This is a genomic window from Kitasatospora sp. NPDC056273, from assembly GCF_042268845.1.
Lineage (GTDB): Bacteria > Actinomycetota > Actinomycetes > Streptomycetales > Streptomycetaceae > Kitasatospora.
The window spans coordinates 65,162-89,652 of record NZ_JBHJSJ010000013.1 but is presented as its reverse complement, the minus strand read 5'-3'; the positions used below and the strand labels follow the sequence as shown (position 1 = coordinate 89,652).

Annotated in this window: 30 protein-coding genes and 1 pseudogene; 13 read left to right on the top strand and 18 right to left on the bottom strand. The window is 73.6% G+C overall.

Translation table 11 applies throughout. From position 1 onward, the window contains the following. Positions 1-307: 307 nt before the first annotated feature. Positions 308-817, top strand: coding sequence for a hypothetical protein (locus ACFCY1_RS14430; protein ID WP_074005063.1), 510 nt, complete (start codon positions 308-310; stop codon positions 815-817). Positions 818-1,866: 1,049 nt separating this feature from the next. On the opposite strand, the gene ACFCY1_RS14425 is transcribed toward ACFCY1_RS14430, so the two are convergent. The 5 genes from ACFCY1_RS14425 to ACFCY1_RS14405 form a co-directional block, all read right to left on the bottom strand. Beyond that, the gene (locus ACFCY1_RS14425) at positions 1,867-2,631 is read right to left on the bottom strand and encodes a GNAT family N-acetyltransferase (RefSeq protein WP_375874791.1); all 765 of its coding nucleotides are present in this window, start codon (positions 2,629-2,631) and stop codon (positions 1,867-1,869) included. A 343-nt stretch (positions 2,632-2,974) separates the two neighbouring features. Further along, positions 2,975-3,160 (bottom strand): DUF397 domain-containing protein, encoded by a 186-nt coding sequence (locus ACFCY1_RS14420; protein ID WP_375874748.1) that lies wholly within the window; start codon positions 3,158-3,160, stop codon positions 2,975-2,977. 24 nt (positions 3,161-3,184) lie between these two features. Further along, on the bottom strand, positions 3,185-3,370 hold the full coding sequence (locus ACFCY1_RS14415; protein ID WP_375874747.1) for a DUF397 domain-containing protein: 186 nt from the start codon (positions 3,368-3,370) through the stop codon (positions 3,185-3,187). Positions 3,371-3,393: 23 nt separating this feature from the next. Beyond that, positions 3,394-3,579 carry a DUF397 domain-containing protein gene (locus ACFCY1_RS14410; RefSeq protein ID WP_375874746.1) on the bottom strand — a complete coding sequence of 62 codons (186 nt, stop codon included), beginning with the start codon at positions 3,577-3,579 and terminating at the stop codon, positions 3,394-3,396. Between the two features lie 11 nt (positions 3,580-3,590). Continuing rightward, positions 3,591-4,436, bottom strand: coding sequence for a helix-turn-helix domain-containing protein (locus tag ACFCY1_RS14405; RefSeq protein WP_375874745.1), 846 nt, complete (start codon positions 4,434-4,436; stop codon positions 3,591-3,593). A gap of 229 nt (positions 4,437-4,665) precedes the next feature. On the opposite strand from ACFCY1_RS14405, the gene ACFCY1_RS14400 reads away from it, so the two are divergent. The 6 genes from ACFCY1_RS14400 to ACFCY1_RS14375 are packed head-to-tail and all read left to right on the top strand — an operon-like array spanning position 4,666 to position 8,453. After that, positions 4,666-5,034: an ATP-binding protein gene (locus ACFCY1_RS14400; protein WP_079272654.1), complete on the top strand. Its 369-nt coding sequence runs from the start codon at positions 4,666-4,668 to the stop codon at positions 5,032-5,034. Then, complete coding sequence (locus tag ACFCY1_RS14395; protein ID WP_074005068.1) at positions 5,031-5,294, top strand: hypothetical protein; 264 nt, start codon at positions 5,031-5,033, stop codon at positions 5,292-5,294. The genes ACFCY1_RS14400 and ACFCY1_RS14395 overlap by 4 nt, the downstream gene beginning before the upstream one ends. A gap of 43 nt (positions 5,295-5,337) precedes the next feature. After that, positions 5,338-5,724 carry a hypothetical protein gene (locus ACFCY1_RS14390; protein WP_375874744.1) on the top strand — a complete coding sequence of 129 codons (387 nt, stop codon included), beginning with the start codon at positions 5,338-5,340 and terminating at the stop codon, positions 5,722-5,724. Positions 5,725-5,767: 43 nt separating this feature from the next. Continuing rightward, the gene (locus ACFCY1_RS14385; protein WP_375874743.1) at positions 5,768-6,589 is read left to right on the top strand and encodes a class II aldolase/adducin family protein; all 822 of its coding nucleotides are present in this window, start codon (positions 5,768-5,770) and stop codon (positions 6,587-6,589) included. A gap of 57 nt (positions 6,590-6,646) precedes the next feature. Next, complete coding sequence (locus tag ACFCY1_RS14380) at positions 6,647-7,681, top strand: 2-dehydropantoate 2-reductase (RefSeq protein ID WP_375874742.1); 1,035 nt, start codon at positions 6,647-6,649, stop codon at positions 7,679-7,681. Between the two features lie 34 nt (positions 7,682-7,715). Further along, entirely contained in the window at positions 7,716-8,453 is a 738-nt protein-coding gene (locus ACFCY1_RS14375) for a hypothetical protein (protein ID WP_375874741.1), read from the top strand. A 57-nt stretch (positions 8,454-8,510) separates the two neighbouring features. Here ACFCY1_RS14375 and ACFCY1_RS14370 read toward each other — a convergent pair whose 3' ends face one another. Further along, the gene (locus tag ACFCY1_RS14370) at positions 8,511-9,155 is read right to left on the bottom strand and encodes a hypothetical protein (protein WP_375874740.1); all 645 of its coding nucleotides are present in this window, start codon (positions 9,153-9,155) and stop codon (positions 8,511-8,513) included. 100 nt (positions 9,156-9,255) lie between these two features. After that, positions 9,256-9,711: a MarR family winged helix-turn-helix transcriptional regulator gene (locus ACFCY1_RS14365; protein WP_049650286.1), complete on the bottom strand. Its 456-nt coding sequence runs from the start codon at positions 9,709-9,711 to the stop codon at positions 9,256-9,258. Positions 9,712-9,931: 220 nt separating this feature from the next. Between ACFCY1_RS14365 and ACFCY1_RS14360 the strand changes: the two genes are divergently transcribed. Both ACFCY1_RS14360 and ACFCY1_RS14355 read left to right on the top strand, forming a co-directional pair. Beyond that, entirely contained in the window at positions 9,932-11,413 is a 1,482-nt protein-coding gene (locus tag ACFCY1_RS14360) for an MFS transporter (protein WP_375874790.1), read from the top strand. 204 nt (positions 11,414-11,617) lie between these two features. Next, complete coding sequence (locus ACFCY1_RS14355; protein ID WP_234348259.1) at positions 11,618-12,280, top strand: hypothetical protein; 663 nt, start codon at positions 11,618-11,620, stop codon at positions 12,278-12,280. A gap of 17 nt (positions 12,281-12,297) precedes the next feature. Here ACFCY1_RS14355 and ACFCY1_RS14350 read toward each other — a convergent pair whose 3' ends face one another. The 3 genes and pseudogenes from ACFCY1_RS14350 to ACFCY1_RS14340 form a co-directional block, all read right to left on the bottom strand. Then, positions 12,298-12,435 carry a hypothetical protein gene (locus tag ACFCY1_RS14350; protein ID WP_375874739.1) on the bottom strand — a complete coding sequence of 46 codons (138 nt, stop codon included), beginning with the start codon at positions 12,433-12,435 and terminating at the stop codon, positions 12,298-12,300. A 124-nt stretch (positions 12,436-12,559) separates the two neighbouring features. Beyond that, positions 12,560-13,135: pseudogene (locus tag ACFCY1_RS14345) on the bottom strand (SDR family oxidoreductase); the annotation flags it as partial. A gap of 137 nt (positions 13,136-13,272) precedes the next feature. Then, the gene (locus tag ACFCY1_RS14340; RefSeq protein ID WP_375874738.1) at positions 13,273-14,559 is read right to left on the bottom strand and encodes a LuxR C-terminal-related transcriptional regulator; all 1,287 of its coding nucleotides are present in this window, start codon (positions 14,557-14,559) and stop codon (positions 13,273-13,275) included. Between the two features lie 177 nt (positions 14,560-14,736). Here ACFCY1_RS14340 and ACFCY1_RS14335 point away from each other — a divergent pair, with 177 nt between their 5' ends. Next, positions 14,737-14,922, top strand: a complete 186-nt coding sequence (locus ACFCY1_RS14335; RefSeq protein ID WP_117487948.1) for a hypothetical protein — start codon at positions 14,737-14,739, stop codon at positions 14,920-14,922. A 258-nt stretch (positions 14,923-15,180) separates the two neighbouring features. Here ACFCY1_RS14335 and ACFCY1_RS14330 read toward each other — a convergent pair whose 3' ends face one another. Next, positions 15,181-16,236, bottom strand: a complete 1,056-nt coding sequence (locus ACFCY1_RS14330) for a zinc-binding alcohol dehydrogenase family protein (RefSeq protein WP_375874737.1) — start codon at positions 16,234-16,236, stop codon at positions 15,181-15,183. Between the two features lie 109 nt (positions 16,237-16,345). On the opposite strand from ACFCY1_RS14330, the gene ACFCY1_RS14325 reads away from it, so the two are divergent. Next, a complete protein-coding gene (locus ACFCY1_RS14325) occupies positions 16,346-16,699 on the top strand; it encodes an ArsR/SmtB family transcription factor (protein ID WP_375874736.1) in 354 nt (117 codons plus the stop codon). Positions 16,700-16,714: 15 nt separating this feature from the next. On the opposite strand, the gene ACFCY1_RS14320 is transcribed toward ACFCY1_RS14325, so the two are convergent. The 5 genes from ACFCY1_RS14320 to ACFCY1_RS14300 all read right to left on the bottom strand — a co-directional run bounded on the left by ACFCY1_RS14320 (position 16,715) and on the right by ACFCY1_RS14300 (position 21,688). After that, positions 16,715-18,448, bottom strand: coding sequence for a hypothetical protein (locus ACFCY1_RS14320; protein WP_375874735.1), 1,734 nt, complete (start codon positions 18,446-18,448; stop codon positions 16,715-16,717). Positions 18,449-18,656: 208 nt separating this feature from the next. Then, positions 18,657-19,412, bottom strand: a complete 756-nt coding sequence (locus ACFCY1_RS14315) for a hypothetical protein (RefSeq protein ID WP_049660178.1) — start codon at positions 19,410-19,412, stop codon at positions 18,657-18,659. Further along, entirely contained in the window at positions 19,409-20,146 is a 738-nt protein-coding gene (locus ACFCY1_RS14310) for an RNA polymerase sigma factor (protein ID WP_375874734.1), read from the bottom strand. The genes ACFCY1_RS14315 and ACFCY1_RS14310 overlap by 4 nt, the downstream gene beginning before the upstream one ends. A 67-nt stretch (positions 20,147-20,213) precedes the next feature. Next, positions 20,214-20,771 carry a hypothetical protein gene (locus ACFCY1_RS14305; protein WP_375874733.1) on the bottom strand — a complete coding sequence of 186 codons (558 nt, stop codon included), beginning with the start codon at positions 20,769-20,771 and terminating at the stop codon, positions 20,214-20,216. Between the two features lie 149 nt (positions 20,772-20,920). Further along, positions 20,921-21,688 carry a CDP-alcohol phosphatidyltransferase family protein gene (locus tag ACFCY1_RS14300; protein WP_117487932.1) on the bottom strand — a complete coding sequence of 256 codons (768 nt, stop codon included), beginning with the start codon at positions 21,686-21,688 and terminating at the stop codon, positions 20,921-20,923. Positions 21,689-21,999: 311 nt separating this feature from the next. Here ACFCY1_RS14300 and ACFCY1_RS14295 point away from each other — a divergent pair, with 311 nt between their 5' ends. Both ACFCY1_RS14295 and ACFCY1_RS14290 read left to right on the top strand, forming a co-directional pair. Further along, on the top strand, positions 22,000-22,575 hold the full coding sequence (locus tag ACFCY1_RS14295; protein WP_375874732.1) for an NUDIX hydrolase: 576 nt from the start codon (positions 22,000-22,002) through the stop codon (positions 22,573-22,575). Between the two features lie 23 nt (positions 22,576-22,598). Beyond that, on the top strand, positions 22,599-23,282 hold the full coding sequence (locus tag ACFCY1_RS14290) for an HAD family hydrolase (protein WP_375874731.1): 684 nt from the start codon (positions 22,599-22,601) through the stop codon (positions 23,280-23,282). 16 nt (positions 23,283-23,298) lie between these two features. On the opposite strand, the gene ACFCY1_RS14285 is transcribed toward ACFCY1_RS14290, so the two are convergent. Together ACFCY1_RS14285 and ACFCY1_RS14280 are read right to left on the bottom strand one after the other, a co-directional pair. After that, positions 23,299-24,027 (bottom strand): YidC/Oxa1 family membrane protein insertase, encoded by a 729-nt coding sequence (locus ACFCY1_RS14285; protein WP_375874730.1) that lies wholly within the window; start codon positions 24,025-24,027, stop codon positions 23,299-23,301. Between the two features lie 123 nt (positions 24,028-24,150). After that, on the bottom strand, positions 24,151-24,444 hold the full coding sequence (locus tag ACFCY1_RS14280; protein ID WP_234348221.1) for a DUF6412 domain-containing protein: 294 nt from the start codon (positions 24,442-24,444) through the stop codon (positions 24,151-24,153). Positions 24,445-24,491 lie beyond the last annotated feature (47 nt).

The window sequence follows — 24,491 nt, the reverse complement described above, 5'->3', positions numbered from 1 at the left end:
TGTGTTCCTGATGGCGGCCCGACCGGAGTGAACCGGATCGCGGCGGTGAAGGAGGGCCGGGCGATCTGCCACACTCTTGCCCACTCTCGCCGACGCGGACGGAGTGTGGATGGAAGAGCAGAGGAACGGTTCAGGGGCGGGCCCGGCGGCAGGCCGGCGTCGGCCCCGGAGGACGCGGGGGGCGGAGAACTCCGCAGGCCAGGGCCCCGTCCAGCCGGTCATGTTGGAGGTCGAGAAGAACGCCGAAGGAGTCCGGGGCCGTGTTTCGGCACCGGATTCGCCCCGGGCCCATGGGACGGTCCGGATCGTGGCGTCCCTCGGTGCCGCGGTGGCCATCGTCCTGGGCGGGGGGTCGCTCGCGGTCAAGTACGCGACCAGTACGGGCAGCGCCGGTTCGACACCGTCCGCGCAGCACCCGGAGCCGCCGCCGGCCGCGGTGGCGGGGGAGCAGTGCGCTGCGGAGTCGCCCGGTGACGCCGCAGGGAGCACGATCAGGGTCTGCTTCCGGCGGGCCGGGAACACCGTCTACATGGTGGCCTACGCCAAGGCGGACCCGGCGACGTCCGCGGACGTGTACCTGTGGCTCAAGGACGGCAGCGGCACCGCGGCCGTGTACCCGGCGAACGGCCAGGCCGTGTCGTGGACCGGCGTCCCCCTGGAGTCCTCCGCCGAGGTGCGCAAGGAGACGCCCGTCAACCAGTCCCTGGTCCGCGGTACGACCTACAACGTGTCCCTCGCCGTGAAGCCGGCCGGCGGTCCGGCGCCGAACATCAGGAACCACGCCGTGGACGGCCGACAGATCCAGTTCACGTACTGAGGCTTCGGCGGGCGACTGGGCGCCGAGTGATCAAGTGCCGGGGGGAACGCGGAAGGGTCCGGCACCTGTGTGGTGCCGGACCCTTTCGACTGTGGAGCGCCAGGCCCGGGTTGCACGGACTCTTCCTACTGAAAGTAGGACGTGCTCTGGTAGCACCGCTGACGCCTGACGAGGACTCATGTCCCTCGCGACATCAGGAATATTAGCAGCTCAACGCCGGTGCGCCGAATCGCGTCCCCGGTACCAGGGCCTTGCCGAACTCCAGTGGGGCGTGCGCATGTCGGAGGCTGTCGGCCCGAACCCGGTTGGCCGGGCGCCGGCCGGGTGCCATCACCATCAGCTGACCGTATTCGTGTGCGTGGCCTGCGACCGTCCGACCACCGGGGAGCTGACCGGGCTCCCCGGGGTCCCGGAGCGGCCGATGGGCTAGGGCAGCAGCAAGGCCGACGGGTCCCGGTAGGCCACGTCCACCGTGCTGCTCGGCTTCTTCGCCGTGGAGCCCGAGCCGTGGGGCGCCCCGCTCGTTCCCTCCAGGGAGTGCCTGGCGGTCTTCCTGGGCGGGCCCGCCGTCGTGGACCCGGACGGCTCCGGGTTCCTGGTGTCGCGGGGCCCCGCGACACGGTCGTCCTCCACCCCGGGGATGCGGCGGAACTCCAGCCGCATCCCCGGGGTGGGGGCACGCGGGGTGCTGCGGCACCACAGGTCGGAGCGGCATGAACCGGCTGTGCCCCCGCGGTGCGGAAGTGGCCACGCTGGTCAGCGATTGCAGTACCCCGTACGAGCTGCACCTGGATCCCGACCGGGTGCGCGCCGTCCGCCAGGGTTCGCCCCGCGAACGCGAAAGGGTCCGGCACCTGTGTGGTGCCGGACCCTTCCGACTGTGGAGCGCCAGGCCCGGGTTGCACGGACTCTTCCTACTGAAAGTAGGACGTACTCTGGTAGTACCGCTGACGCCTGACGAGGAATCATGTTCCTCGCGACATCAGGAATATTAGCAGTTCAGCGCCGGTGTGCCGAATCGCGTTGCCACGAGGCCGGGGGTTCGGGGTTCAGGGGGCGACGGCGTACTCGGTGAACAGGCCGCAGGGCTGGAATCCGAGGCGGCGGTAGACGGGCTCACCGTCGGAGGAGGCCTGGAGGACGGCGGTGCGGTAGCCCGCGTCGTAGGCCGTGCGCAGGGTGGCCAGGGTGATGGCTCCGCCGTAGCCGCGCCGGCGCTCGGAGGCGAGGGTGGCGATGTTGTAGATCCCGGCGACCCCGGCGAAGAGGAAGACCTCGGCCGAGCAGACCGGCCGCCCGGCCACGTACCCGACGAGGTAGCGGGCGGGGCAGTCGGGGGAGAGGGCGTTCTCGGTCGCGTCGGCGTAGAAGCGGCGGACCGTGGCGGCCGGCGGGTCCCAGTTCGCGGCCACGATCGTCGCGTAGTCGGCGAGTTGTTCGGGAGTTGTCGCGAGGCGGATGTCCAGGTCGTCGGCGGACGGCTCCGGCGGGGCGGTGTGCAGGTCCAGGCACATCCCGGTCTCGGTCTCGGAGGCCTGGAGGCCGGCGGTGGAGAGGAGAGTGGGGAGATCTGAGGGAGTGGTGGCGGGGCCGACCCACCAGGAGAAGGGGCGGCCGGTCCCGGTGAGCGTCCGGACGGTCTCCGCGATCCGGGAGGGAGCGGTGTCGGCGGTGAAGCGTGCCGCCGCAACGATGTTGAAGGTGTCGTCGTCGAGCCCGCTGTCGGCGATGAGGAGGTCGGCGGTCTCGGTGACGGTCGCGTGCTCCAGGCGGCGGTGCAGGTGGCAGGCGTGCTCGGCGAGGTTCTGTTCGATGCTGCTGTGCAGGTCGGGAACGGGTGGCTTCGTCTGGTCCATGCCCGCCACGATGTCAGTCGGGGGAGAGGATGCCGAGTGATTAAGTGCCGGGGGGAACGCGAAAGGGTCCGGCACCTGTGTGGTGCCGGACCCTTCCGGTGATGGAGCGCCAGGCCCGGGTTGCACGGACTCTTCCTACTGAAAGTAGGACGTGCTCTGGTAGCACCGCTGACGCCTGACGAGAGCTCATGTCCCTCGCGCTGAAGGGAATATTAGCAGCTCAGTGCCCGTGCGCCGAATCGGGGCGGCCGGGGCACCGGCCGGAGGGTGGAGCGGGCCGGCCGGTGCGGCGGGGGAGGCGTCAGACGTCGAACTCGCCCGCGCGGATGGCGGAGACGAGGTCGCGCCACTCGGTGGGGGTGAGCTGGGCGATGGCGTCGGGCAGGAAGCTGCTGCGGACATAGACGGCGTCGGTGGTGATTGCTACCTCTGGGCAGTTGCCCGCATTGGAGCACGCGTTGGGTCGAGTCCAGATGAGGTTCTTCATCGAACTGCCTCCGTAGTCCGAGCGCTACAGGTCGAACTCGCCCGCGCGGATGGCGGAGACGAGGTCGTGCCATTCGTCGGGGGTGAGCTGGGCGACGGCGTCAGGCGCGAGGCTGCTGCGGACGTAGACGGCGTCGGGGGCTACGGCTACCTCTGGGCAGCTTGCGCCATCGGGGCAAGCCATGGGCCGTTTCCAGGCGAGGTCCTTCATCGAACTCCCTCGTAGTCCGGGTGCTACAGGTCGAACTCGCCGCTGCGGATGGCGGAGACGAGGTCGCGCCATTCGTCGGGGGTGAGCTGGGCGATGGCGTCGGGCAGGAGGCTGCTGCGGACGTAGACGGCGTCGGATGTGACAGCTACTTCAGGGCAGTTGTTCCCGTCTCCGCACGCGGTAGGCCTTCGCCAGGTGAGTTCATCCACGATGATTCCTCTCACAGGGTCTTCGCTATGCGGGAGATGAGGTCGCGTGACTCGTCAGGGCCAAGCGCTCGGTCTCTCATTGCCGCAATGACGTCCTGATAGTTCTTGAGCTGGTTCACATCGGTCAGGAATGCCGGTGTGCCGATGGAGTCGAGCTGCACGGTGTCCAAGCGGGAGATCGGACCTCGTGCGTACATGACCGCCTGCCCCGCCCCCTTGAAGCCGCCGGCCCGGAACTCCACCACTCGCAGCGTCACGTTGGGGAGTTCTGACAGCGTCAGTAGGTGGTCGAGCTGGGCGCGGGCTACGGCTGCCCCGCCGAACATCATTCGGAGCGCGGCCTCGTGGACGATCGCCTCGTAGGGCATGGGGTTGGCGCGGGTGAGGAGCTGCGCCCTGCCCATGCGGTTCTCCACTCGCGCCTCGATGTTCAGCGGCCGCAATGGCGGATAGACCTCGCGGAATATCTCCCGGGCCGTGTCCTCGGTCTGCATCAAGCCAGGCACGTGGCAGATCTGATAGGTCGCGAGGCCGTGTGCGTGATGTTCGACCTCTGAGATGTCAAGCAGGCCGGTGGAGACGAGTCCACGGTGGTCCTCCCACCAGCCTTTGGACTTGTCTCCGGCCATCGCGGCAAGCGCGTCGACGTAGTCGGAGTCGCCTTCCTCGTACTCGGACGCAAGGGCGATCACCCGATCGGGAGTGACGGCGTACATCCCCTGTTCGATGAGCGTGATCTTCGTGCGATTCAACCCAAGGACGGCGGCGGCCTCAGCGGTGGTTCTACCGGCGGCATCGCGCATCTTCCGTAGCTCGATACCGATTCGCTGCTTGCGAGCGCTCGGAGTGTGGGGCATGGGGCCAAGCATCTAACGCAGCGGTGGTGCGAGTCCAGCCACTCTTTTTAGGGACATGTTCCCAACCGTATGGCACATGTCCCACATCTTGCCCTACAGTCTGTGATGCACCGATCACCGAACGGATCGTCAGTAACGCCGCTCGGGCACCGAAGAACACCCATGTCCAGTGGGTTCGTTCACGGCGACGCATCCGCCGGTCTCACCCTTTCCCCCATCGGGAGACACTGTGCGCAACATCAACTCCCCCTCCCTCACCCTCTCCCGCGACGCCCTCCGCGACGGCATGGCCAGCGCCGGCTGGCCGCCCTCCCTCATCGCGGACGCCGAGCTCGCCATGGTCGAACTCATCGTCAACGCGTGGCGCCACGGTGAGACGACCTCCCCGGTCATCCTCATCGACCACCGCGTCGACACCCTCCGCGTCGCCGTCTCCGACCGCAGTCCACTCCTCCCGAACCTGGGCCCCCACGCCCTCCTCTCCGAGACCGGCCGGGGCCTCCAGCTCGTCGCCGGCCTCACCCACCGCTGGGGTGTCGACCCGCAGCATCTCGGCAAAACCGTCTGGTTTGAGCTGCGGCAGGACGGTGCCGCGTGAGCGCCCATCACCCGATCCACCCCGCCGACCCGGCCCTGCTCCACCTCACCTCGCGCCAGGTCACCGAACTCATCGTGGAACTCCGCACCGAGGGCCGTGAGTTCGGCCTCCTCTGGCCGTCCGCCATCCCCGGTGACATCAACCTCCACGGCCGCCGCCTGGTCGACATCGGCAACGTTCCGGCCAGCACTCTGATCAACCTCCTCGCGCTCATGCGCGAGTACAAGCGCAACCGCGACGTCCGCCACCGGCTGGAGTGACGACACCTTCCCGGGAACAGTCCCGCTCTGTGATCCTGTTCGCATGCTGCTCCCCGACGTCGCCTCGCAGACCCTGCTGATCGAAGTGGTCCGGATCGCGGATCCGGCGAGGGCCTACGGCTCGGACTCCGTCACCGGCGAGGTCCTCACCGTCTGGGATTCCGAGCACCTCCGGCAGGCCCTCGACCTGATGGGCGAGCTGCCGGAGGGCGAACTGCGCCGCTGTTTCGCGCCCGGGTACGGGATCCGGGCGCACGGCCCCGGCGGGCTCCTCTTCGAGGTCTCCTTCTGCTTCAGCTGCCACGGCGTCTGGCTCGCCGGCCCCGGGGTGCCGTTCGACCTCCACGGCATGCAGGCCTTCGACGCCGACAGCCCGCCCGCCCGCGAACTGCTCCACCGCTTCCGTACGTCCGCCGGAAATCCGGCGTGACACCTCGTCCCTGACCGGACCGACCGCACCCCGAGGAGCCGCCATGCCCGTACCGCAGCAGCCCGCCGACCCGTACGCGGCGATCGGCGTCGTGGGCCCCGCCCCCGAAGGGGTCACCCTGCCGCTGCCGCCGGTGTTCGACTCGGTGGAGGAGGAGCGCCGGTACCGCAAGGAGCAACTCGCCGCGGGCTTCCGCCTGTTCGGGCGGTTCGGCTTCTCGGAGGGCGTCGCCGGGCACATCACCGTCCGCGACCCGGAGCATCCGGACCGGTTCTGGGTGAACCCGTTCGGCATGAGCTTCAGCCAGATCAAGGCCTCCGACCTGATCCTGGTCGACCACGAGGGCACCCTGCTGCACGGCACCCGCCCGGTGAACCGGGCCGCCTTCGCCATCCACTCCCAGGTGCACGCCGCCCGCCCCGACGCGGTCGCCGCCGCCCACTCGCACTCGCTCCACGGCAAGGCCTTCTCCAGCCTCGGCATCCCGCTCGCCCCGCTGACCCAGGACGCCTGCGCCTTCTTCGAGGACCACGGCCTGTACAGCGACTACCGGGGCGTCGTGACCGACACCGAGGAGGGCAAGAGGGTTGCCGCCGCGCTCGGCAGTCACAAGGCCGTCATCCTGCAGAACCACGGCCTGTTGACCGTCGGCCAGTCCGTGGCCGAGGCGGTCTGGTGGTTCGTCACCATGGAGCGCTCCTGCCAGGCGCAGCTGCTCGCGATGGCGGCCGGCACCCCCAAGCCGATCGACCGGGAGACCGCGCTGATCACCCGGGGCCAGGTCGGGACCCCGCTGGCCGGCTGGTTCCAGGCCCGCCCGCTGTGGGACCAGATCACCGCCTCCGACCCCGACCTCTTCGACTGACGGCCCCCGCCCTCCCCGTCCCCCTCCCCGTCCGCCCACCCCTCGGAGAAGCCCCCCGTGCCCGCCAGCCCCGCCCAACGCAGGCTCCGGATCGCCGTGTTCGGCGCCGGCTCCATCGGCTGCCACCTCGGCGGCATGCTCGCCGCGACCGCCGACGTCACCCTGATCGGGCGGCCGGCGGCGATGGCGGCGATCGACGCGGCCGGGCTGACCCTCACCGGCCCGGGCGGGGCCCGCCGCGAGGTACGGGGCCTGACCGCCGCCACCGACCCGGCGGCCGTGGCCGGCGCCGACCACGTCCTGGTCACCGTGAAGTCCGCCGACACCGCGACCGCCGCCCGCGAACTCGCCCCGCACCTCGGCCCGGACACCGTGGTGGTGAGCTTCCAGAACGGCCTGCGCAACACCCGGGCGCTCGCGGCCGCGCTGCCCGCCCACCGGGTGCTGGCCGGCATGGTCCCGTACAACGTGGTGCGGACCGGGCCCGCCGCCGTTCACCAGGGCAGCGGCGGGTCGCTGATGCTGGCGGCGGGGGAGGGGGCCGCCGCCCTCGCCGGGGCGGCCCGGGCGAGCGGGCTCCGGCTGGACCTGCGGCCGGACATGCCGGCCGTCCAGGCGGCCAAGCTGCTGCTGAACCTCAACAACGCCGTCAACGCGCTCTCCGGGCTTCCGCTGCGCGAGCAGGTCGGGCAGCGGGCGTTCCGGCGGTGCGTGGCGCGCTGCCAGCGGGAGGCGCTGGCGGCGTTCCGGGCCGCCGGGGTCACCCCGGCGCGGCTCGGCCCGGTGCCGCCGGGGCTGATGCCCTGGGTGCTCGGCCTGCCGGACGCCCTGTTCCAGCGGCTGGCCGGGGCGAGCCTGCGGATCGACGCCACCGCCCGCTCCTCGATGTGGGAGGACCTCCAGCGAGGCCGCCCCACCGAGATCGACTCGCTCCAGGGCGAGATCGTCGCCCTCGCCGAACGCCACGGCCTCGCCGCCCCCGCCAACGCCCGCCTGATCGCCCTCGTCCGCCGGGCCGAGGCCGCCGCCCCCGCCGCCACCCCCGCCTGGACCGGCCCCGCCCTCCTCGCCCAACTCCCCCCGGCCCGCTGACGGGTGGCGCCCGTCGACCTGGTTGGATCGCCGCATGACGGACTGGTCGCGCCTCCACCACGCCTACGGCTCCGCCGAGGACGTACCCGCCCTGCTGGACCGGATCGCGGCGGAGCCCAGCGCCGAACTCTGGAACGACCTGTGGTCGGCCCTGTGCCACCAGGGCAGCGTCTACCCGGCCAGCTTCGCGGCACTGCCCTGGCTGGCGGACCTGGCCGGGTGCGGGGACCGGGACCAGGCGGTCAACGCCGTGGTGCTGGCAGGCGCGATCACCGCCGGAGCCGACCAGCTGCACGAGGCGGGTGACGTCCGCGCGGAGCACGCGGCGGAGATCGCCGGGCTGCTGGAAGCCGCGAACCGGTACCTGCGGACCGCCACGGACCGCGGGGAGTACGTCCACCTCCTGGAAGCCGTGTTGGGCTTCGAAGGCGTCGCGGGGTGGAGCGAGGACCTGGCCTGGGGGCTCGGGAGCGAGGAGTACGAGGTCTCCTGCCCGGGCTGCGGGGCGGGCCTGTTCATCGTCTTCGGCGAACGCGGCCACTTCTCCACCGGCGAGGACTACGCGCTCGCCGACGGGGACATCGAGACCCGGCCCCTGCGGCCGGCCGACCCCGCGGACCTGGACGGCATCGGGCGGCGCCTCCACGACCTCGCGCTCGCCGACGGACAGCGCGAGGTCGCGCACGCGCTCACCCACGTGTTCGGCGGTGCGACGTGCCCCGACTGCGGGACCGACTTCCCGGTCGCCGACCGGATCCGGGCCGAGGGCTGAGCCGACTGCCGAGCTGCGACCGGCGGGCGGCGGGCAGTGCTTGCGGGCGGGCGCCGCTCAGTAGTCGAACCAGACCACCAGCCGGACGTTGTCGTCACCGTGCTGCGAGGCGAGGGCCTCCATGACCGTCCAGACCGGCTTCCACTCGCCGCCATCGCGGACGGCGTCGCGGCGGTCCATCCGCTCGGAGCGGTAGACGACGTCGTCGACCACCCACTCGCTGCCCTCGGGCCAGGTCCGCACCTCGCCCGGCTCCGGCCCCGGTCCCGGTGTCGGCACCGGTTCGGGAATGCCGAGGGTCTCGCCGAAGCGCCGGTTCCAGGCGCTCTTGCCGACGAGCACGAGCCCGTCGGGGGTCCGCCGGTACTCGTGGAGCCGGCTGTCGGGTGCCTCCGCCGCCTCGGCCCAGTCCACGGCCCTCACCTCGGCCCAGGTGATCCAGGTGGTGCCGTAGAAGGTGGTCCCGTAGGTGTCCACCGCCGCCCGCACGGTCTGCGAGGCGTCCGGCGGCAGCCCGCGATCGGCGGCCAGCGGACGGAAGTTGGCGTGGTTGCGGACCCCGAAGAGGCAGCCGAACGCGTCGTAGTTCCTGGTGGTGTTGAGGAGGTCGAGGGCGACGGCGGCCTGCCAGGCCGGCTTCCCGTCCTCGTCGCGCGGGAACCACGCCCGGCACTCGATGAATCCGTTGATGTCCGTTCCCATGCCGGGCATTCTCCAGGCCGCCCCGCGCGAGAAGTCGGCCCCGCCGACTTCCCGTGCGCTCCCCTGCCGGGCCGACGTCCCGCGCGGCGCCCGCGTCGGCTCAGTCGCGCGGCCAGGGGCGGCCGTCGAGCCGCTCGATGCCGGTGTTGAAGCGGCGCAGGAAGCCGGCGAAGGAGGCGATGTCCTCCTCCGGCCAGTCCGTCATCACGAGGTTCAGTGCCCGTACGTGGGCCTCGCGTTCCGCGTCCAGCCGGCGCCGGCCCTCCTCGGTGAGGCGGAACTTGCGGGCGATGCCGCCGTCCGGGTCCGGGATGCGTTCGAGCAGTCCCGCGCTCTTCAGGGCCGCCGTCTGCCGGTTGAGGGTGGAGACGTCCAGGGCGAAGGCGTCGCTCAGCTGGCCGATGGACATCGGCCCTTCGGCGTCGACCCGGCTGAGCAGGATGTAGGCGCTGCGTTCGAGCTGGCTGCCCTCGGGGCGGGCGTTGACCTGGCTGAGGTCGCGGTGCCGGGCGAACACCAGGAACTCGAGGGCGACCTCGTGCGTGGGGCTGGTCATGTCGAAGTCCCTTCATCACCGCTTCGACCTGCGGGTTCTCCGTGGATCACCCTTCAGTATGCCAGAGGCATGCGCGGCACACATGATGTGCATCGCGCACATCCTGTGTAAGCTGACCGTCTTGTGTTTCATGCACATCGTGTGTTTTGTGCATGTTTCCGCTCTCGAACGCTCTTCGAACGTTCTTCGACTGCTCTTCGACCGCCCGAGGAGGCCCGTCATCAACGGCCCCGCCCCCACCCCCCGCACCGGTCCGATCGTGGCGGTGCTCGCCTTCACCGGCACCGTCGCCGCGATCATGCAGACCCTGGTCACCCCGCTGATCAGTCAGCTCCCGCAACTCCTGCACACCAGCGCGTCCAATGCCTCCTGGGTCATCACCGCGACCCTGCTCTCCGCCGCCGTCTTCGTCCCGATCAGCGGCCGCCTCGGCGACCTCCTCGGCAAGCGGACGATGCTCATCGCCTCCTGCGTCCCGCTGCTGCTCGGCTCGGTGCTGTGCGCGGTGGCCGACTCCGTGGTGCCGATGATCGCCGGACGGGCCCTGCAGGGCATGGGCATGGGCCTGGTGCCGATCGGCATCAGCCTGCTGCGCGACGTGCTGCCGCCCGAGCGGCTCGGCTCGGCGATCGCCCTGGTCAGCGCCTCCATGGGGATCGGCGGCGGCCTCGGCCTGCCGATCGCGGCCGGCGTCGCCGACTACGCCAGCTGGCGCGTGCTGTTCTGGGGCACCGCCGTACTGGCCGTCGTCATCATCGGCCTGCTCTGGGTCATCATCCCGGCCCCGGCCGCTTCCGCTTCCGCGGACGGCCGCCCCGCCGCCGGCGGGCGCTTCGACTACGTCGGCGCGATCGGCCTCAGCGTCGGCCTGGTCTGCCTGCTGCTGCCCGTCTCCAAGGGCGGCGACTGGGGCTGGGGCAGCACCCGGACCCTCGGCCTGTTCACCGCCTCCGCCGCGATCCTGCTGCTCTGGGCCCGCTGGGAGCTGCGCGTCAACGAGCCGCTGGTGGACCTGCGGGTCACCGCGCGCCCCCGGGTGCTGCTGACCAACGCCGCCTCCGTCCTGGTCGGCTTCGGCATGTACGCCCAGGCGCTGATCGTGCCGCAGCTGCTCCAGCTGCCGGAGGCCACCGGCTACGGGCTCGGGCAGTCGATGCTGGCGATGGGCCTGTGGATGGCGCCCGGCGGGCTGATGATGATGGTCGTCTCCCCGTTCGGCGGCAAGCTGTCGGCCGCGCGCGGACCGAAGTTCACCCTGGTCGCCGGGGCGCTGACGATCGCCGTCGGGTACGGGCTGGCGCTGCCGCTGATGGGCTCCACCTGGGGCGTGCTGATCGTGACGATCGTCTGCAACAGCGGCGTGGGCCTGGCCTACGGCGCGATGCCCGCGCTGATCATGAGCGCGGTGCCGCTGACCGCGACGGCCTCGGCGAACAGCTTCAACACCCTGATGCGCTCGCTGGGCACCTCGGTGTCCGCCGCCGTGATGGGCGTGGTGCTGTCGCAGATGACCGTCACCCTGGGCGGCCACACCCTGCCCTCGGAGGGCGGCTTCCGGGTCGGCCTGGTGATCGGCTGCGGCGTCGCGCTGATCGCGGCCGCCGTCGCCGCCGTCATCCCCGCGCCGCCCGCGTCCCGGCTGCGCTCCGTTCCGGTGCCGGCGGGGGCCGGTGCCGAGGAGGCGGACCAGGCCAAGGCCTGAGCTCCGCCGGTCCTCGAAGCCCCGCCCCGGGCGCGCCGTGCTCGCGCGCCCGGGGCGATTCGTCTTTCCCGAGTCCGCCGTTCCGCCGGGGGCCCGGGCCACTCGGACGGGTCAGGAGCTGTCGCTGTGGAGCGGGATGTTGCCAAGCATGGGGACGTACGGGCCCCTCGGCCGCCGAACACCGACCAGGAGAGGGATCCCTCGGTGCGTGAACTCCACAGTCCCCCCAGCCACCGCCGACCGGGCCGGAGGTGGACGCCGCAGCGGACGGTCGCGCTGATCGTGGCGGCCTCCGGCGTCGCCGTGCTCGCGGCCTGCAGCAGCAGCTCCTCGGGCACGGCGGCCGGCTCGGCGACGGCCACCCCGCCCAACGCGGGCGCCTTCTCCGGCGAGCCGCCCTCCGCCGTCGCCTCCGCCGCCGAGTCGCTGCTGGCCTCGGCGTCCGCGGCCATCGCCTCGGCCTCGGAGGCCTCCGCGGCGTCCGTCGCCTCCAAGGCCGCGGCGGCCTCCGCCTTCGAGGCCTCCGTCTCGGCGCAGCAGGTGACGACCAGGGAGAAGGCCGCCTCGGTGCTCAGCGGGGAGCCGGACGGCGGCAACGCGGTGAACGACGTCGCGATCACCGGCATCAACCGGCAGAACACCGGCGGCCTGCACGCCGTGGTCGTCACGATCCGCAACCGGGGGCTCGAAGCGGCCTCCTACGCCGTCCAGGTCGACTTCACCGACACCAGCGGCAAGACCGTGGACAGCGCCGTCGTCGGCGCCGAGAACGTCCCGGCGAACGGCACGGCCGAGCCCGTCGCCTTCAGCAGGCAGCCGGCCGACCGGACGCTGCTGCCGGTGGTGGTCAAGGCCGTCCGGTACTGACCCCCGCCCGGGCCGATCTAGCGGAAGTCCGCCGCGTGGTCCCGCACCCAGCTGCGGACATCGCGCGGCGGACGCCCGAGCACCTCCCGCACGGTGCCGGTCACCCGCTCCGGCTCCCGGGTGAACGACTCCCAGGCGCGCAGCCGGGCCGCCACGAACGCGGCGTTCCCCCCAGGCCGCCGTCAGCTCCTCGCGGGCCGTCTCCGGCGGCAGCTCCTCCCACCGCACCGCGACGCCCAGCTCCTCGCCGATGATCCCGGCCGGCTCGGCGTGCGAGAGCGACTCCGGGCCGGTGAGCACGTACGCGGCGCCGCCGTGCCCGTCCTCGGTGAGCGCCCGCACCGCGACGTCCGCGATGTCCCGCTCGTGCACCGGTGATCGCCGCGCCCGCCCGTACGGCCGGCGGACCACGCCCTCCCGCACCTGGTCGGCCCAGGCCGGCAGGTTGCCCGCGAAGTCGATCGCCCGGACGAAGGTCCACTCCAGGCCCGAGCGCCGGATCAGCCGCTCGATCTCCTGGTGGAAGACGACGGCCGGCTCGTCGTCGGCGAGGTCCGCCACGTCCGTCGACAGGTAGACGACCCGCCGGGCGTGCCGGGCGATCAGCTCCACCACCCGGGGCCGCACGGGCAGCCCGGGCCACATCAGGTAGACCGCCTCCACCCCGCCGGCCAGCGCCGGCTCCAGGCTCTCGGGCCGGGTCAGGTCGCCCTGGACGGCCTCGACGCCCGCCGGGAGCCGGGACGTCGCCTCGTCGCGCACCAACGCCCGCACCTCGTGGCCGCCTTCGACCAGCGAGGCCACAACGTGCCTGCCCACACTGCCGGTTGCGCCGATCACCAGAACCTTGGTCATGCCCGCCCCCGACACCGGTGCGCCCGGGGCTATGCCCGGGCGGCTACCGGCCCGACTCCACCAGCCCGACTCCACCGGCCCGACTCCACCGGCCCGGTTCGCGGGCGCATCCCGGGTTACGTCACGCCGCCGGGGGGTTACGTGACGCCGTCCGCGCGTTCCCGCTGCCGGGTGCGGTAGGCGCGGGAGCGGCAGCGGGGCGAGCAGTAGCGGGGCGGGCGGCCGCCGGGGCGCGGGCCGGCGGGGGAGGGGGCGGTGGCCGTCAGCGGGCCGCCGCAGGCGGGGCAGGCCGGGGCCGGTTCGGGCTCCTCGTCGGGGGCCGGGGCGTCCGGGACCGGGTGCGAGGTCAGGCCCAGCCGTTCGGCGACCACGCCGGCCTGGAAGCGGCTGTGCGCGCCGAGGCCGTCCAGCAGGTCCGAGACGTGGCGGCGGCAGGTGCGCAGGGAGATGCCGAGGCGGCGGGCGATGGACTCGTCCTTGAGGCCCTTCGCGAGCAGCACCAGGATGCTCTGCTTCATCGTCTTGGTGACGTCGTGCGCGGCCTGCGGGCCGCTGGCGAACGGGGCCGCGTTCTCCCAGTCCCGTTCGAAGACCGTCAGCAGGTAGGAGAGCAGGTCGGGCTCGCGGATGATCAGGGCGCCGCCGGAGCTGGCGGGCAGCAGGGCCAGCGAGCCGTCCACGATGATCAGTTGCGGCAGCACCTCCGGCAGCGTCCGGATCTCGGCGCCGGCCTCGATGAGCTGCTCGGCGTGCACCCGGGTGGGCTGGTCGAAGCGGGTCGCGTGCTGGTAGAGGCTGCGCATCCGGACGCCCCGGTCGAGCAGCGCCAGGTCGCGCGGCAGCGCCTCGCGCAGGGCGGCCGGGGAGAACGAACCGCCGTGCTTGGAGACCAGCACCTCGCTGCGGCAGGAGTCGATCACGTCGGCGAGCAGCGAGCGCACCGCGAACTTGTCCGGCAGGCGGTCGATGGTGCCCTGGGGGAAGGCGTGCTGACGGGCCTGGAGGTAGACGGGCACCAGCGCCGCGAGGCCGTCGCGCTGCTGCTGGACGATCCGCCGCTGCTCGCGCAGGGCCTCCTCCCGGGCGCGCAGGGCGGTGTCGCGGGCGGAGAGCAGCTGGGCGGTCGCGGCCTGGGGGCTGACGGGCTGCCAGGCGACCGGGGGCGCGTCCGTACGGGTCCCGTCCGTGCGGCGGTCGTCGGGGAACAGTTCCTGGAGGAGGCAGGCCCCGGTGAGCTGCCGGACGGCCGCCTCGCACTCCGGCAGGGTCAGGTCGGTCTCCGACGCCGCCTGCGCGAGGGTCGCCGGGGTGAGGCGCTCGTGCACCACCGTCCACCGGTAGAGCGTGACGGCCGCGCTGTCGAGCGCGGGCACGTCGGCGGTCGGGTCGGGGACGGTCGGGTCGGGGCCGGTCACGGGGTGCATCGCATGCCTCCTAAAGCTGCCAGGCAGGCTCATGATCCCCTGCGGGGGATGCCGTGGCCATCCGCCGCCTGGCAGGGTGACGAGCACGGACCGGGCGATGCGGCAGGAACTGCGGAAACGCCCGGAACGTGTGGAACCGTCCCCGAAGTGATGGGAGTTGTCGTCATGCGAGGAATCGTGACGCGGACACTGGCCGTGGTCGCGCTGGGTGCCGCCGCCTGGTTGGGCGGGGTGGCTCCGGCCGGCGCCTCCGTGTTCGACGGCGCGACGCTGACGGAACCCGGCGGCGTGCACGACGGCCACCACTGCGTCCAGACGACGGCCTGGGGCGACGCCTGGTGCCCGGGCAAGCCGCTGAGCTGACGCGTCGTCGCGGGCGACTCCCGTCCCCTCCTCATCGAAAGGGAAGTCCTGTCATGCACATGGCTCTGAAGCGTTCCGTCCGTACCGCGCCCACCGCCACCGGCCGGGCCGGCTCCGCGTCCTCCGCCTCCTCCGCCGCCTCCTCCGCCGGGTCCGCGAGCTGATCCGCCCGGTGAAGTGACGTAGCGCGCCCTGCACGGGAAGTCGGCGGAGTCGACTTCCCGTGCAGGGCGCGTTGCCGTACCCGCGGGTGCGGGATCAACCGCCGACGCGCACCACGTACTTGCCGGTCGCCCGGCCCTCCTGCATGGCGTCGTGGGCGGCCGGGACGGCGTCGAGGCCGGGCAGTTCGGTGACCGGCAGGTCCAGGCCGCCGTCGGCGAGGAGGTCGAGGACCCGGCGGACGGCGCGGGCCAGCCGCTCGGGGGCGGTGGCGGCCAGGCCGCGGTGGCTGAAGCCGGTGACGGTCAGGTTGCCCGCCATCAGGCGGCCGAGCGGGGGCAGGTCGGCGACGGCGCCGCCGCCCGCGTTGCCGAACAGCACGATCCGCGCGCCGGGCGCCGCCACGGCGAGGTCGAGGTCGAGGGCGGCGGTGCCCAGCGGGTCGAGCACCAGGTCGACGCCCCGGCCGCCGGTGGCGGCGCGGATCGCCTCGGCCGGTCCGCCGCCGCTGCCGCTTTCGCCGCTACCGCTACCGTCGGCGCCCGGTCCGTCGGCGCCCGGTCCGTCGGCCGTGCCGCGGGCGAAGACGTGGTCGTAGCCGGAGGCGAGCGCCGCCGCGGCCTTCTCCGGTCGGCCGACCGTGCCGATCAGCCGGCCGCCGCCGAGCAGCGGGACGAGCCGGGCGACGGCGTTGCCGATTCCGCCGCCCGCCGAGTGGACCAGGACGGTGTCCCCGGCGGTGAAGCGGCCCGCGTCGGTCAGCAGCAGCATCGAGGTGGCCAGGCCCAGCGGGACGGCGGCGGCCTCGCGCAGCGCCACCCCGTCCGGGAGCGGCACGGTGAGCGCGGCCTCCGCGACCACCACCTCGGCCAGCCCGGCGCCGACCGGCGCGGCGACCACCCGGTCGCCCACCGCCAGGCCGGTGACCCCGGCGCCGAGCTCGCGGACCGTACCGGACACCTCCTTGCCGGGCCGGTACGGCCACTCGGCGGCGTACGCGGCGTCGCCGCGGCGGGTCATCACATCCACGAAGTTCAGTCCGGCGTGGGCGACGTCGACCGCCACCTGGCCCGGTCCGGGGTGCGGTACCGGGACCTCCCGGACCTCCGAGTTCTCCGCTCCACCGGGTGCGGTCATCACCAGCGCACGCATGTCGGGCCCCCTCGACTACGATGTTCGACGAACGACGAAATTGGCGCGGGACAGTGGTACCACGCCATTTCCATGGATGTCGAACATCGCAGATCAGGGAGGTCGACCTATGCCCCGCAGCACCCGCCGACGACCGGCGCTCGCCCACCCCGCGGCCGAGGAGATCGACCTCTTCGACGTCCTGCACGCGCTCTCCGACCCCACCCGGATGACCATCGTCCGCGTTCTGCGCACCGAGCCCGAACGGGCCTGCGGCACCTTCCCGGTGGACGTCGCGCCCTCCACCCTGAGCCACCACTTCAAGGTGCTGCGCGAGTCCGGCCTGATCGTCCAGCGCGAGGAGGCCAACCGGCGCTTCTCCGCCCTGCGCACCGTCGACCTGGAGCAGCGCTTCCCCGGGCTGCTCGACACCGTCCTCGCCGCCCACGCCGCCGCCGTCGCCCACGCCGGTGCGGCGGGTTAGGCGACACCGGGGCGCTCAACGCCGGTGCCAGACCGCCCAGTTCTGCCGGGCGTCGAAGCGCTCGACGTACCAGTCGGCGGGGTGGCCCGGCCAGTACGCCTCCGGCGGCCTCCCCTCCCCGGGCAGCGGGAGGACCATCACGTTCGCCTCCGCCGGGACGGGCTGCCAGCGGGGGTCGCGGGACCAGACCCGCCCCCGGTAGACCTCGAAGGTCTGGGCGGCGCGCAGCGACCAGTCGACGTCCCAGGCGAACACCACGTTGTCGTCCGCCGTGATCCCGGCGGCGCGGGTGAAGCCGGTCGCCAGGCCCTCGCGGCCCTCCGCGTGCGGCCGGGCGACCTGCGCGGTGATCGTCGTGGTGGCGAAGGCGGCGAACAGCGCCAGCGAGACGCCGAGCGCCCCGAGCACCCGGCGGCCCCCGGCGTGGCGGACCAGGACCGCCGCACCGAGCAGGACCAGTACGGCGGCGCAGGTGCGGGGCAGGTCGATCCGGCCCCAGTCCGCGGCCAGGAACGAGACGTCGGGCAGGGTCCAGGGGATGAACATCGACGTGTGCAGCCGCTCGCCGGCCGCCAGCGCCACGACCCCGGCGAGCAGCAGGACGAGCCCGGCCGCGACCGCCGCCGTCCGGACCAGCGCGCGGCGACCGTACCGCGCGAGCACCGCGACGCCCGCGACGAAGGCCGACGGGACGAGGTAGGAGGTGTACCGGGCGTACACCCAGTCGTCGACCCGGCCGTCCAGCGGCAGGGCGGCGGCGGAGGCCACGGCCGTGCCGAACAGCAGGGCCACCAGCACGCCGCCGGTGGTCCGCAGGGCGGGCGGCCGGCGGCGGTCGAACACCGCGCACAGGCAGGCGACGACGGCGAGCCCGCCGACGCCCCAGGTGGAGACGGTGAAGTACCAGATCTGACCGGCCGCCCGGGCGAGGGTCTGCACGGCGGCGCCCGGATCGGTCAGGCCCTTCCAGAGCGAGCCGCCGACGTCGCTGTCCGGGACGGTGAACCGCGCGTGCAGCCAGGCCGACAGCAGCTCGGCGCCGACCACGCCGAGGCCGAGCGCCGCGAGCCCGGCCGCCGTGGCGCGCCACGGCGCCCGGCGCAGCAGCAGGACGCCGAGCAGGACGGCGGCGGTCAGCGCCACCACCACGCCGCCGCGGTCGTGCACCGCCATCGCGTAGCCGGCCGACGCCCCCGCCCCGACGGCGTGCCAGGTGCGGCGCCGCGGCGGGCCGTCGGCGAGCCAGCCGTGCAGGCAGAGCAGCCAGGCGAGCACCAGGACGGGCAGGACGGCGTCGGTCAGCGCGAACTGCGAGTAGAAGACCACCGGCGGCAGCAGCGCGGTCGCGGCGGCGAAGGCGTACGAGAGGCGGCGGTCCAGGCCGAGGCGGCGCAGCGCGACGTGGGCGAGCGGGAAGACCAGGGCGTTGACGGCGGCGTTGACGCCCATGACCAGGTGGTAGGCGGTCGTCGGGTCGTCGGCCAGGCGCAGCGCGGGGGAGATCAGCAGGGGGTAGCCGCCGGGGATGACCACGCCGACCGGGATCTCGGTCGGCGAGCCGCTGGCCAGCACCCGGGCCTCGGCGAGGTAGGAGTCCTCGTCGGGGTGGACGGACGGGAAGTCCATGGACCGGACGAGGACGAGGCGGAACAGCAGCTCGGCCAGGTAGCCGACGAGCAGCACGACGGCGGGCCGGGTGGCGGCGGTCCGGACGACGGCGGCGCGGACGGTGGCGGCTGTGGCACGCACGGCGGTTCGGGCGGTGCTTCGGGCGGTGCTTCGACCGGTGGCGAGCGGAGTCGGGTCGGGCCGGGTCGGGTTCGGCCGGGTCGTGGTGCGGGGTGGCATGGGCGCGCCCCCTTCTGTCGACTGTCGGACGACTGTATATGTCGTTGGACTGCATATGTAGTCCGACTGGTTCCACGGAAGGGGGCGGGTGCCTACGGGCCGGGCCGGGTCATTTCGCCGGCGGGGTCGGGTACAGGCTCGCCAGCGGGTTGACGTACTCCTTGGCCGGCATGCAGGAAGGGCCCGGGGACTTCATCAGTCCGGCCTGCATCTCGCGGGAGCTGTTGGCCGGCGAAGTCCTGGCCAGCGGCAGGTAGATGAAGATCTCCGTGCCCGCCGGGAGCCGACGGGGGTGGACGGTCAGCACGAGCGGCTCCCCGGGCCCGTGCTCGATGTCCCACCCGGCGGTGAGGTCCACGTGGGAGGGCTGCTTCGGCTCGCGGGCCTTGCAGCCCGGCTCGCCGGGGTAGACCCGGGCGCGGATCCCGAACCGGTCGATGTCGCGCTGCAACTGGTCCACGTCCACCGGCTTGTAGTCCTCGAGGATGGTCAGCCGGACCACCTCCTCCTCGCTCTCCAGGGTGTACGCGACACCGCTGCTGCTGCCCAGCGACCGTCCGCTGTCGTCGCCGCCGGGGGCGGAGCCGTCGGTGCCGGTGGTGAGCAGGACCCCGGTCAGCGCGGCGGCCAGCCCCAGCGGGAGGGCGGCGCCCAGGAGCAGGCCGCGTCGACGGGTGGTACGCCGGGGGGCGGTGCGCCGAGGGGTGTCGGGGGTGCCGTCCGGGTCGGTGATGCTGTCCAACAGGTGCTCCTTGAGCAGGAGGTGGCGGCTCCGGGGGAGGACCGGAGCGGCCGGGGCCGGCAGCAGCCGGGCCAGCTCCTCCCGATCGGCCTGTTCGGACCGGTGCCGGGGGGTGGCGCTCATCGGATCGTCTCCTTGGTCGGCCGGACCGCGGGGGTGCGGTCACCTGGTACCTGTCCGGTGCTGCCCGGGCGTTGCGCGGTCTCCGCCGCCCGGTGGCCCGCCCGCTGCCCCGGCCGCGGCGCGCCCGGCTGCTCCGCCGGCGGCGCGCCCCGCTGCTCCGCCCGCGCCGAACGCGCCGCTGCCAGCTCCCGCTCGGTCAGCTCCCGCAGTCGGGCGCGGGCACGCGAGAGCCGGGAGCGGACCGTACCCACCGGGCGGCCGAGCGCCTCGGCGACGGCCGCGTGGTCCAGCCCCTCCCACACGTACAGTGCGAAGACCTCCCGCTCGGCCGGCCGCAGCCGCTCCAACGCGGCCTTCGCGGCGGCCAGTTCCTCGGCGTCGGCGATCCGGCCCGCCAGCTCGCCGGAGAAGTCCGGCACCACCTCGCGCGGCGGCAGCTTGGCCATCGCCTTCTGGTGCCGGCGCGCCGCCCGGCGGGTGTTGCGGATGACGTTCCCGGCGATGCCCAGCAGCCACGGCGCCAGGCTCTCCGCGCCGTCCTCCCGCTCGGGGGTGATCCGGGCGCGCAGCCGCCAGGCCTCCAGGAAGGTCAGCGAGACCACGTCCTCGGCGACGGTCCGGTCCCCGGTCATCCGTACGGCGTGCCGGTACACCGCCCGGGCGTGATCCTCGAAGACCTGCCCGAACGCCTCGGCGTCCCCGGCGCGGATCCGCGCCCGTATCGATTGCTCCACACCCGGTCCTGTCCGGCGGGCCCCGGGCGCTGCCGTGATCCGCGTCACACGCCTGCCCGGCTGTGGTTCAGGCCGTCCGCGGGAGCGTCGTCGCCGCTGACGGCGCCCGGTGGCGGCGGTGGTACGACACGGTGACGGCCGCCAGCAGCGGCGCCCAGGCGACGGTCGGCAGGTAGAGGAAGCCGACCAGGGTGTGGCCGAGCGGGGTCATGCCCGTACCCGGCAGGGCCCACCAGCCGACGAACGGCGTCCACAGCAGGGCCAGGCCGACGGCGCCGAGCGAGGCCGCGAGCACCACCGCACGCGGGCGGACCGGGCGGCCGCCGAGGAACGGCACCCAGCGCGGCGGCACCGTGCCCCACGGGCGGACCAGCCCGATCGTGAGCAGCGCCAGCGCCTCGGTGAACAGGCTCAGGAAGACCGGCCACACCGCGCCCCACCCGGTGAGGCCCATCGCCCGGTAGCCCGCCTCCGTGTACCCGCCGTGCCAGCCCGCCACCAGCCCGAGCCGCCACAGCCCGGCCGGCAGTGCGGTGACGGCGGCGAGGTGGGCGGCGCGCACGGCCCAACGGGGCGCGGCGGGAACGGCGGTGGAGGCGGCGGCAGCGGGCCGGGGCGTCGTCATGCCCCCACCCTTCCGCGCGGCCCCGGCCCGCCGCGTCCCCCCGGCGGCGGGCCCGGCGCCGGGGGCTCCCCCGGGCGGGGGAGGGGCGCCTCGGCCCCCGGGAGCAGGGCGCCTCGCCCCGTCACCCGGCGGCCGGGGCGCCGCCCGGATCAGCGCAGCCGCGAGGAGGACAGGATCGACGCCAGGTGCGCGACCACCATGCCCCAGGTGATCACCGTGATGCCCGCGAGCGTCCACCGGGTGGCGTCCAGGTTCCCGAGCCCGGCGTCCACCGCGGCCGCCGCCAGCAGCACCAGCGAGGCCTCGATGCCGTTCGTCACCCGGTGGATCTTGAACAGCGAGGCGACCTTGCGGGCCGTCGCGATGCCCTGGGAACGCGGCTGCGTCGACTCCTCGGTCGCCGGCAGCTGCCCGCTGCGGGCGCGGGCCACGTCCACCAGGTCCGTCGAGGCCTTGAGCAGCACCACGCCCAGCGCGGCCGCCAGACCCGCCGACACCCACAGCTCCGACCCGCCGCGCGCCGCCCGGACACCCGCACCGATCATCAGCGCGGCGTCCGCCAGATAGGCGCCGAGCCGGTCCACGTACACCCCGGCCATGCTGAACTGGCGCTTCCAGCGCGCCACTTCGCCGTCCACGCAGTCGAACAGCAGGAACAGTTGGAACAGCACGACGGCCAGCACCGCACCGGCCGGGCCCGGGATCAGCAGGGCCGCGCCGCCGCCGACTCCGCACACCACCATCACCCAGGTGAGGGTGTTCGGCGACACCGAGGTGCGCACCAGCTGCCGGGTGGTCCGCAGCGAGATCCGCCGCATGTACATCCGGCCCGCCCAGTGCTCGCCGTTGCGGCTCTGAAGCTTGGCCTGCGGCTGGCACACCTCGCGCAGCTCGGCGAGCGCCGGAGCAGCCACCATGACGACATCCCTCCACCTGTCCCGAAAACGATCACCACAGGCTACGGCCTCCGGGGGAACGCCCGGACCAGGTGGCATGCCGCCGGAGGTACGGGAGGTGTCCGTCGTCGGAACGTCCGGTGCTCACGTCGCGCGCGAGCGTCGCGGGCGTCCGCCGGAGCGCCCGCGGTGAAAACCGGTGGGCCGCCCGAGCGCCCCCGGGCTAGGCTGCGCGGGTTCGCCGGAACCCGAAGCCCCGGGCCCGACTGCCCGCCCCCGCACGCCGGTTGACGCGGTCCGCGGTCCCGGCGCGGAACGAGGAGCGCAGACCCATGGTGACCACGGGCGGCCCGTCCCAGAGCCCCGACCCGGCCCGACTGCTGGCCGACCACCGTCCGCGCGGCCCGGTGGAGACCGCCGACCACGAGCGCGCCCGCCGCCTCCTCGGCGTCGCCGAAGCCTGGAACAGGGGCACCTTCCCGCTGCACTTCACCGCCTCCGCGCTGATCGTCCACCCGCCCACCCGCCGCGTCCTGCTGCGCTGGCACGTCCGCCAGCAGGCCTGGCTGCACGTCGGCGGCCACGGCGACCCGGGCGAGACCCGGCCGCTGGACATCGCCCTGCGCGAGGGTCTGGAGGAGACCGGCCTGACCGACCTCGCCCCCTGGCCCGGCCCCGCCCTCGTCCACCTCGCCGTGGTGCCCGTCCCCGCCTCGCCCGCCGAACCCGCCCACGAGCACGCCGACCTGCGTTTCCTGCTGGCCACCGCCACCCCGGAGCAGGCCCGGCCGGAGAACCCGGCGTCCCCGCTGGAGTGGCTCACCGTCGAGGAGGCCAAGCGGCGGACCACCGAGGACAACCTCCGTGAGACCCTCGACCGCGCGGCCCGCCTGCTGCCGTCCGCCTGAACCCCCCCTTGGAGAGCGACCGGATGCACACCGACCAGACCCTGATCTTCGACGCCGACGACACGCTCTGGGAGAACAACGTCCTCTTCGAGCGGGTCATCGACGGCTTCCTGGACTGGGTCGCCGCCCCGCAGGAGCAGCAGCGCACCCGGGCCCTGCTGAACGAGATCGAGGCCGTCAACTCCGCCACCCTCGGCTACGGCGCCACCGTCTTCCGGCAGAGCCTCGCCGACTGCCTCCAGCGGCTCAACGACCGCACCCCCACGGCCGCCGAACAGGCCCGGATCGACGACCTGCTCACCCCGCTGACCAGCCGCGACGTCGAACTGATCGCCGGCGTCGCCGACACCCTGGCCGCCCTCGCCGACCGCCACCAGCTGCTCCTGCTCACCAAGGGCGACCAGGGCGAACAACAGCGCAAGGTGACGGCGTCCACCATCGACCACCACTTCCGCGGCGTCCACATCGTCGCCGAGAAGTCGGTCGACACCTACCGGCGGCTCACCGCCGACCTCGGCCTCGACCCGGGCCGGACCTGGATGATCGGCAACTCGCCCAAGTCCGACATCGCCCCCGCCCGCCGGGCCGGCCTGCGCACCGTCTTCATCCCGCACGAGCACACCTGGGTGCTGGAGCACGCTGAACTCGGCCCGGACGAGGCGACGCTGCGGCTCGGGGCCTTCCCCGAGCTGCTGCGCCACTTCTGACGGCCCCTCCGGGCCCTCAGCCCATCATCGCGGCCGCCGGCACCGGCGTCCCGTCCCGGTACAGCCAGGCCCGCTCGGCGGCCGACCAGACGCCGGCCGTCAGCAGGTAGAGCACGGCGGCCACCGGGACCAGCGCCGCGAACAGCACCGACCCGAACGACAGGTACGGCAGCAGTCCCGCCCCCGGCTGCGGGGCGGGCTGCGCCGTCGCCGCTGTAGCCGCCGTCGCCGCTGCCGCTGCCGCGGCCGTGCGCCGGGCCCGGCGGAAGTTGACGACCCCGACCGCCGCCAGCCCGGCGAACAGCACCCCGAACACCGCCCACTGCCCGGCGCCCTGCGCGCCCGTGACGTGCAGACCCAGCGGCACCCCGAACAGGGTGTGGTCCAGCAGGTCGTTCGGGGTGGTGAACAGGCGGTACATCACCGAGAAGAACGGGATCTGCACCAGCACCGGCAGGCACCCCGCGAACGGCGACACCTGCTCCTTCCGGTACATCTCGGCCAGCGCCTCCCGCAGCCGCTCCGGGCGGTCCCTGTGCTTCCTCTGCAACGCCGCGACCTTCGGCGCCAGCCGCGCCCTGGCCCTCTCCCCGCGCGCCGCCGCCCGCGCCAGCGGGTGCAGCGCCAAGCGGACGGCGACGGTGAACAGGACGATGGCCAAGGCGGTCGGCACCAGGTGGGCGACGGCGGCGACGACGGCGTGCGCCACGGCGACGGCAGGGTCGAGAACAGCGAGTACGGACATGGTGGAGCGAGCCCTCCGGGGTCTCAGGACATGAGTGATCGGCGGAGGACGGCCACGGGGAACGCCTGGAAGAACGTCCGGCAGGAACGATCGGAAGAACGCCTGGAAGGACGTCGGACGGAACTACGCGGCCGCCGGGGCCGCTCCCGGCGCCCTGGGGCGTCGCCTGCCCCGGGCGTCCGGATCACGCTGCGGAAGGAACGCCGTACCGAACGCCCGGCGCCGCAGCACCCCGCTGCGCACCGCCGCCGGCGCCCGCGCCCCCAGGAGCCGCGCCCCGGCCAGCGCCCCGGCGACCGCCCCGGCCACCAGTGCCACGGCCGCGACGGCGGCCACCGACGCCAGCGTCCCGCTGTCGGCCACCAGCTCCCCGGTCAGCACCCGGAGCAGGCCCAGCAGCATCGCCACAACGGCCACGACGCGCTCCCCCTCCCGGTGTCCCATCGGCTTCCTGACGTACCAGC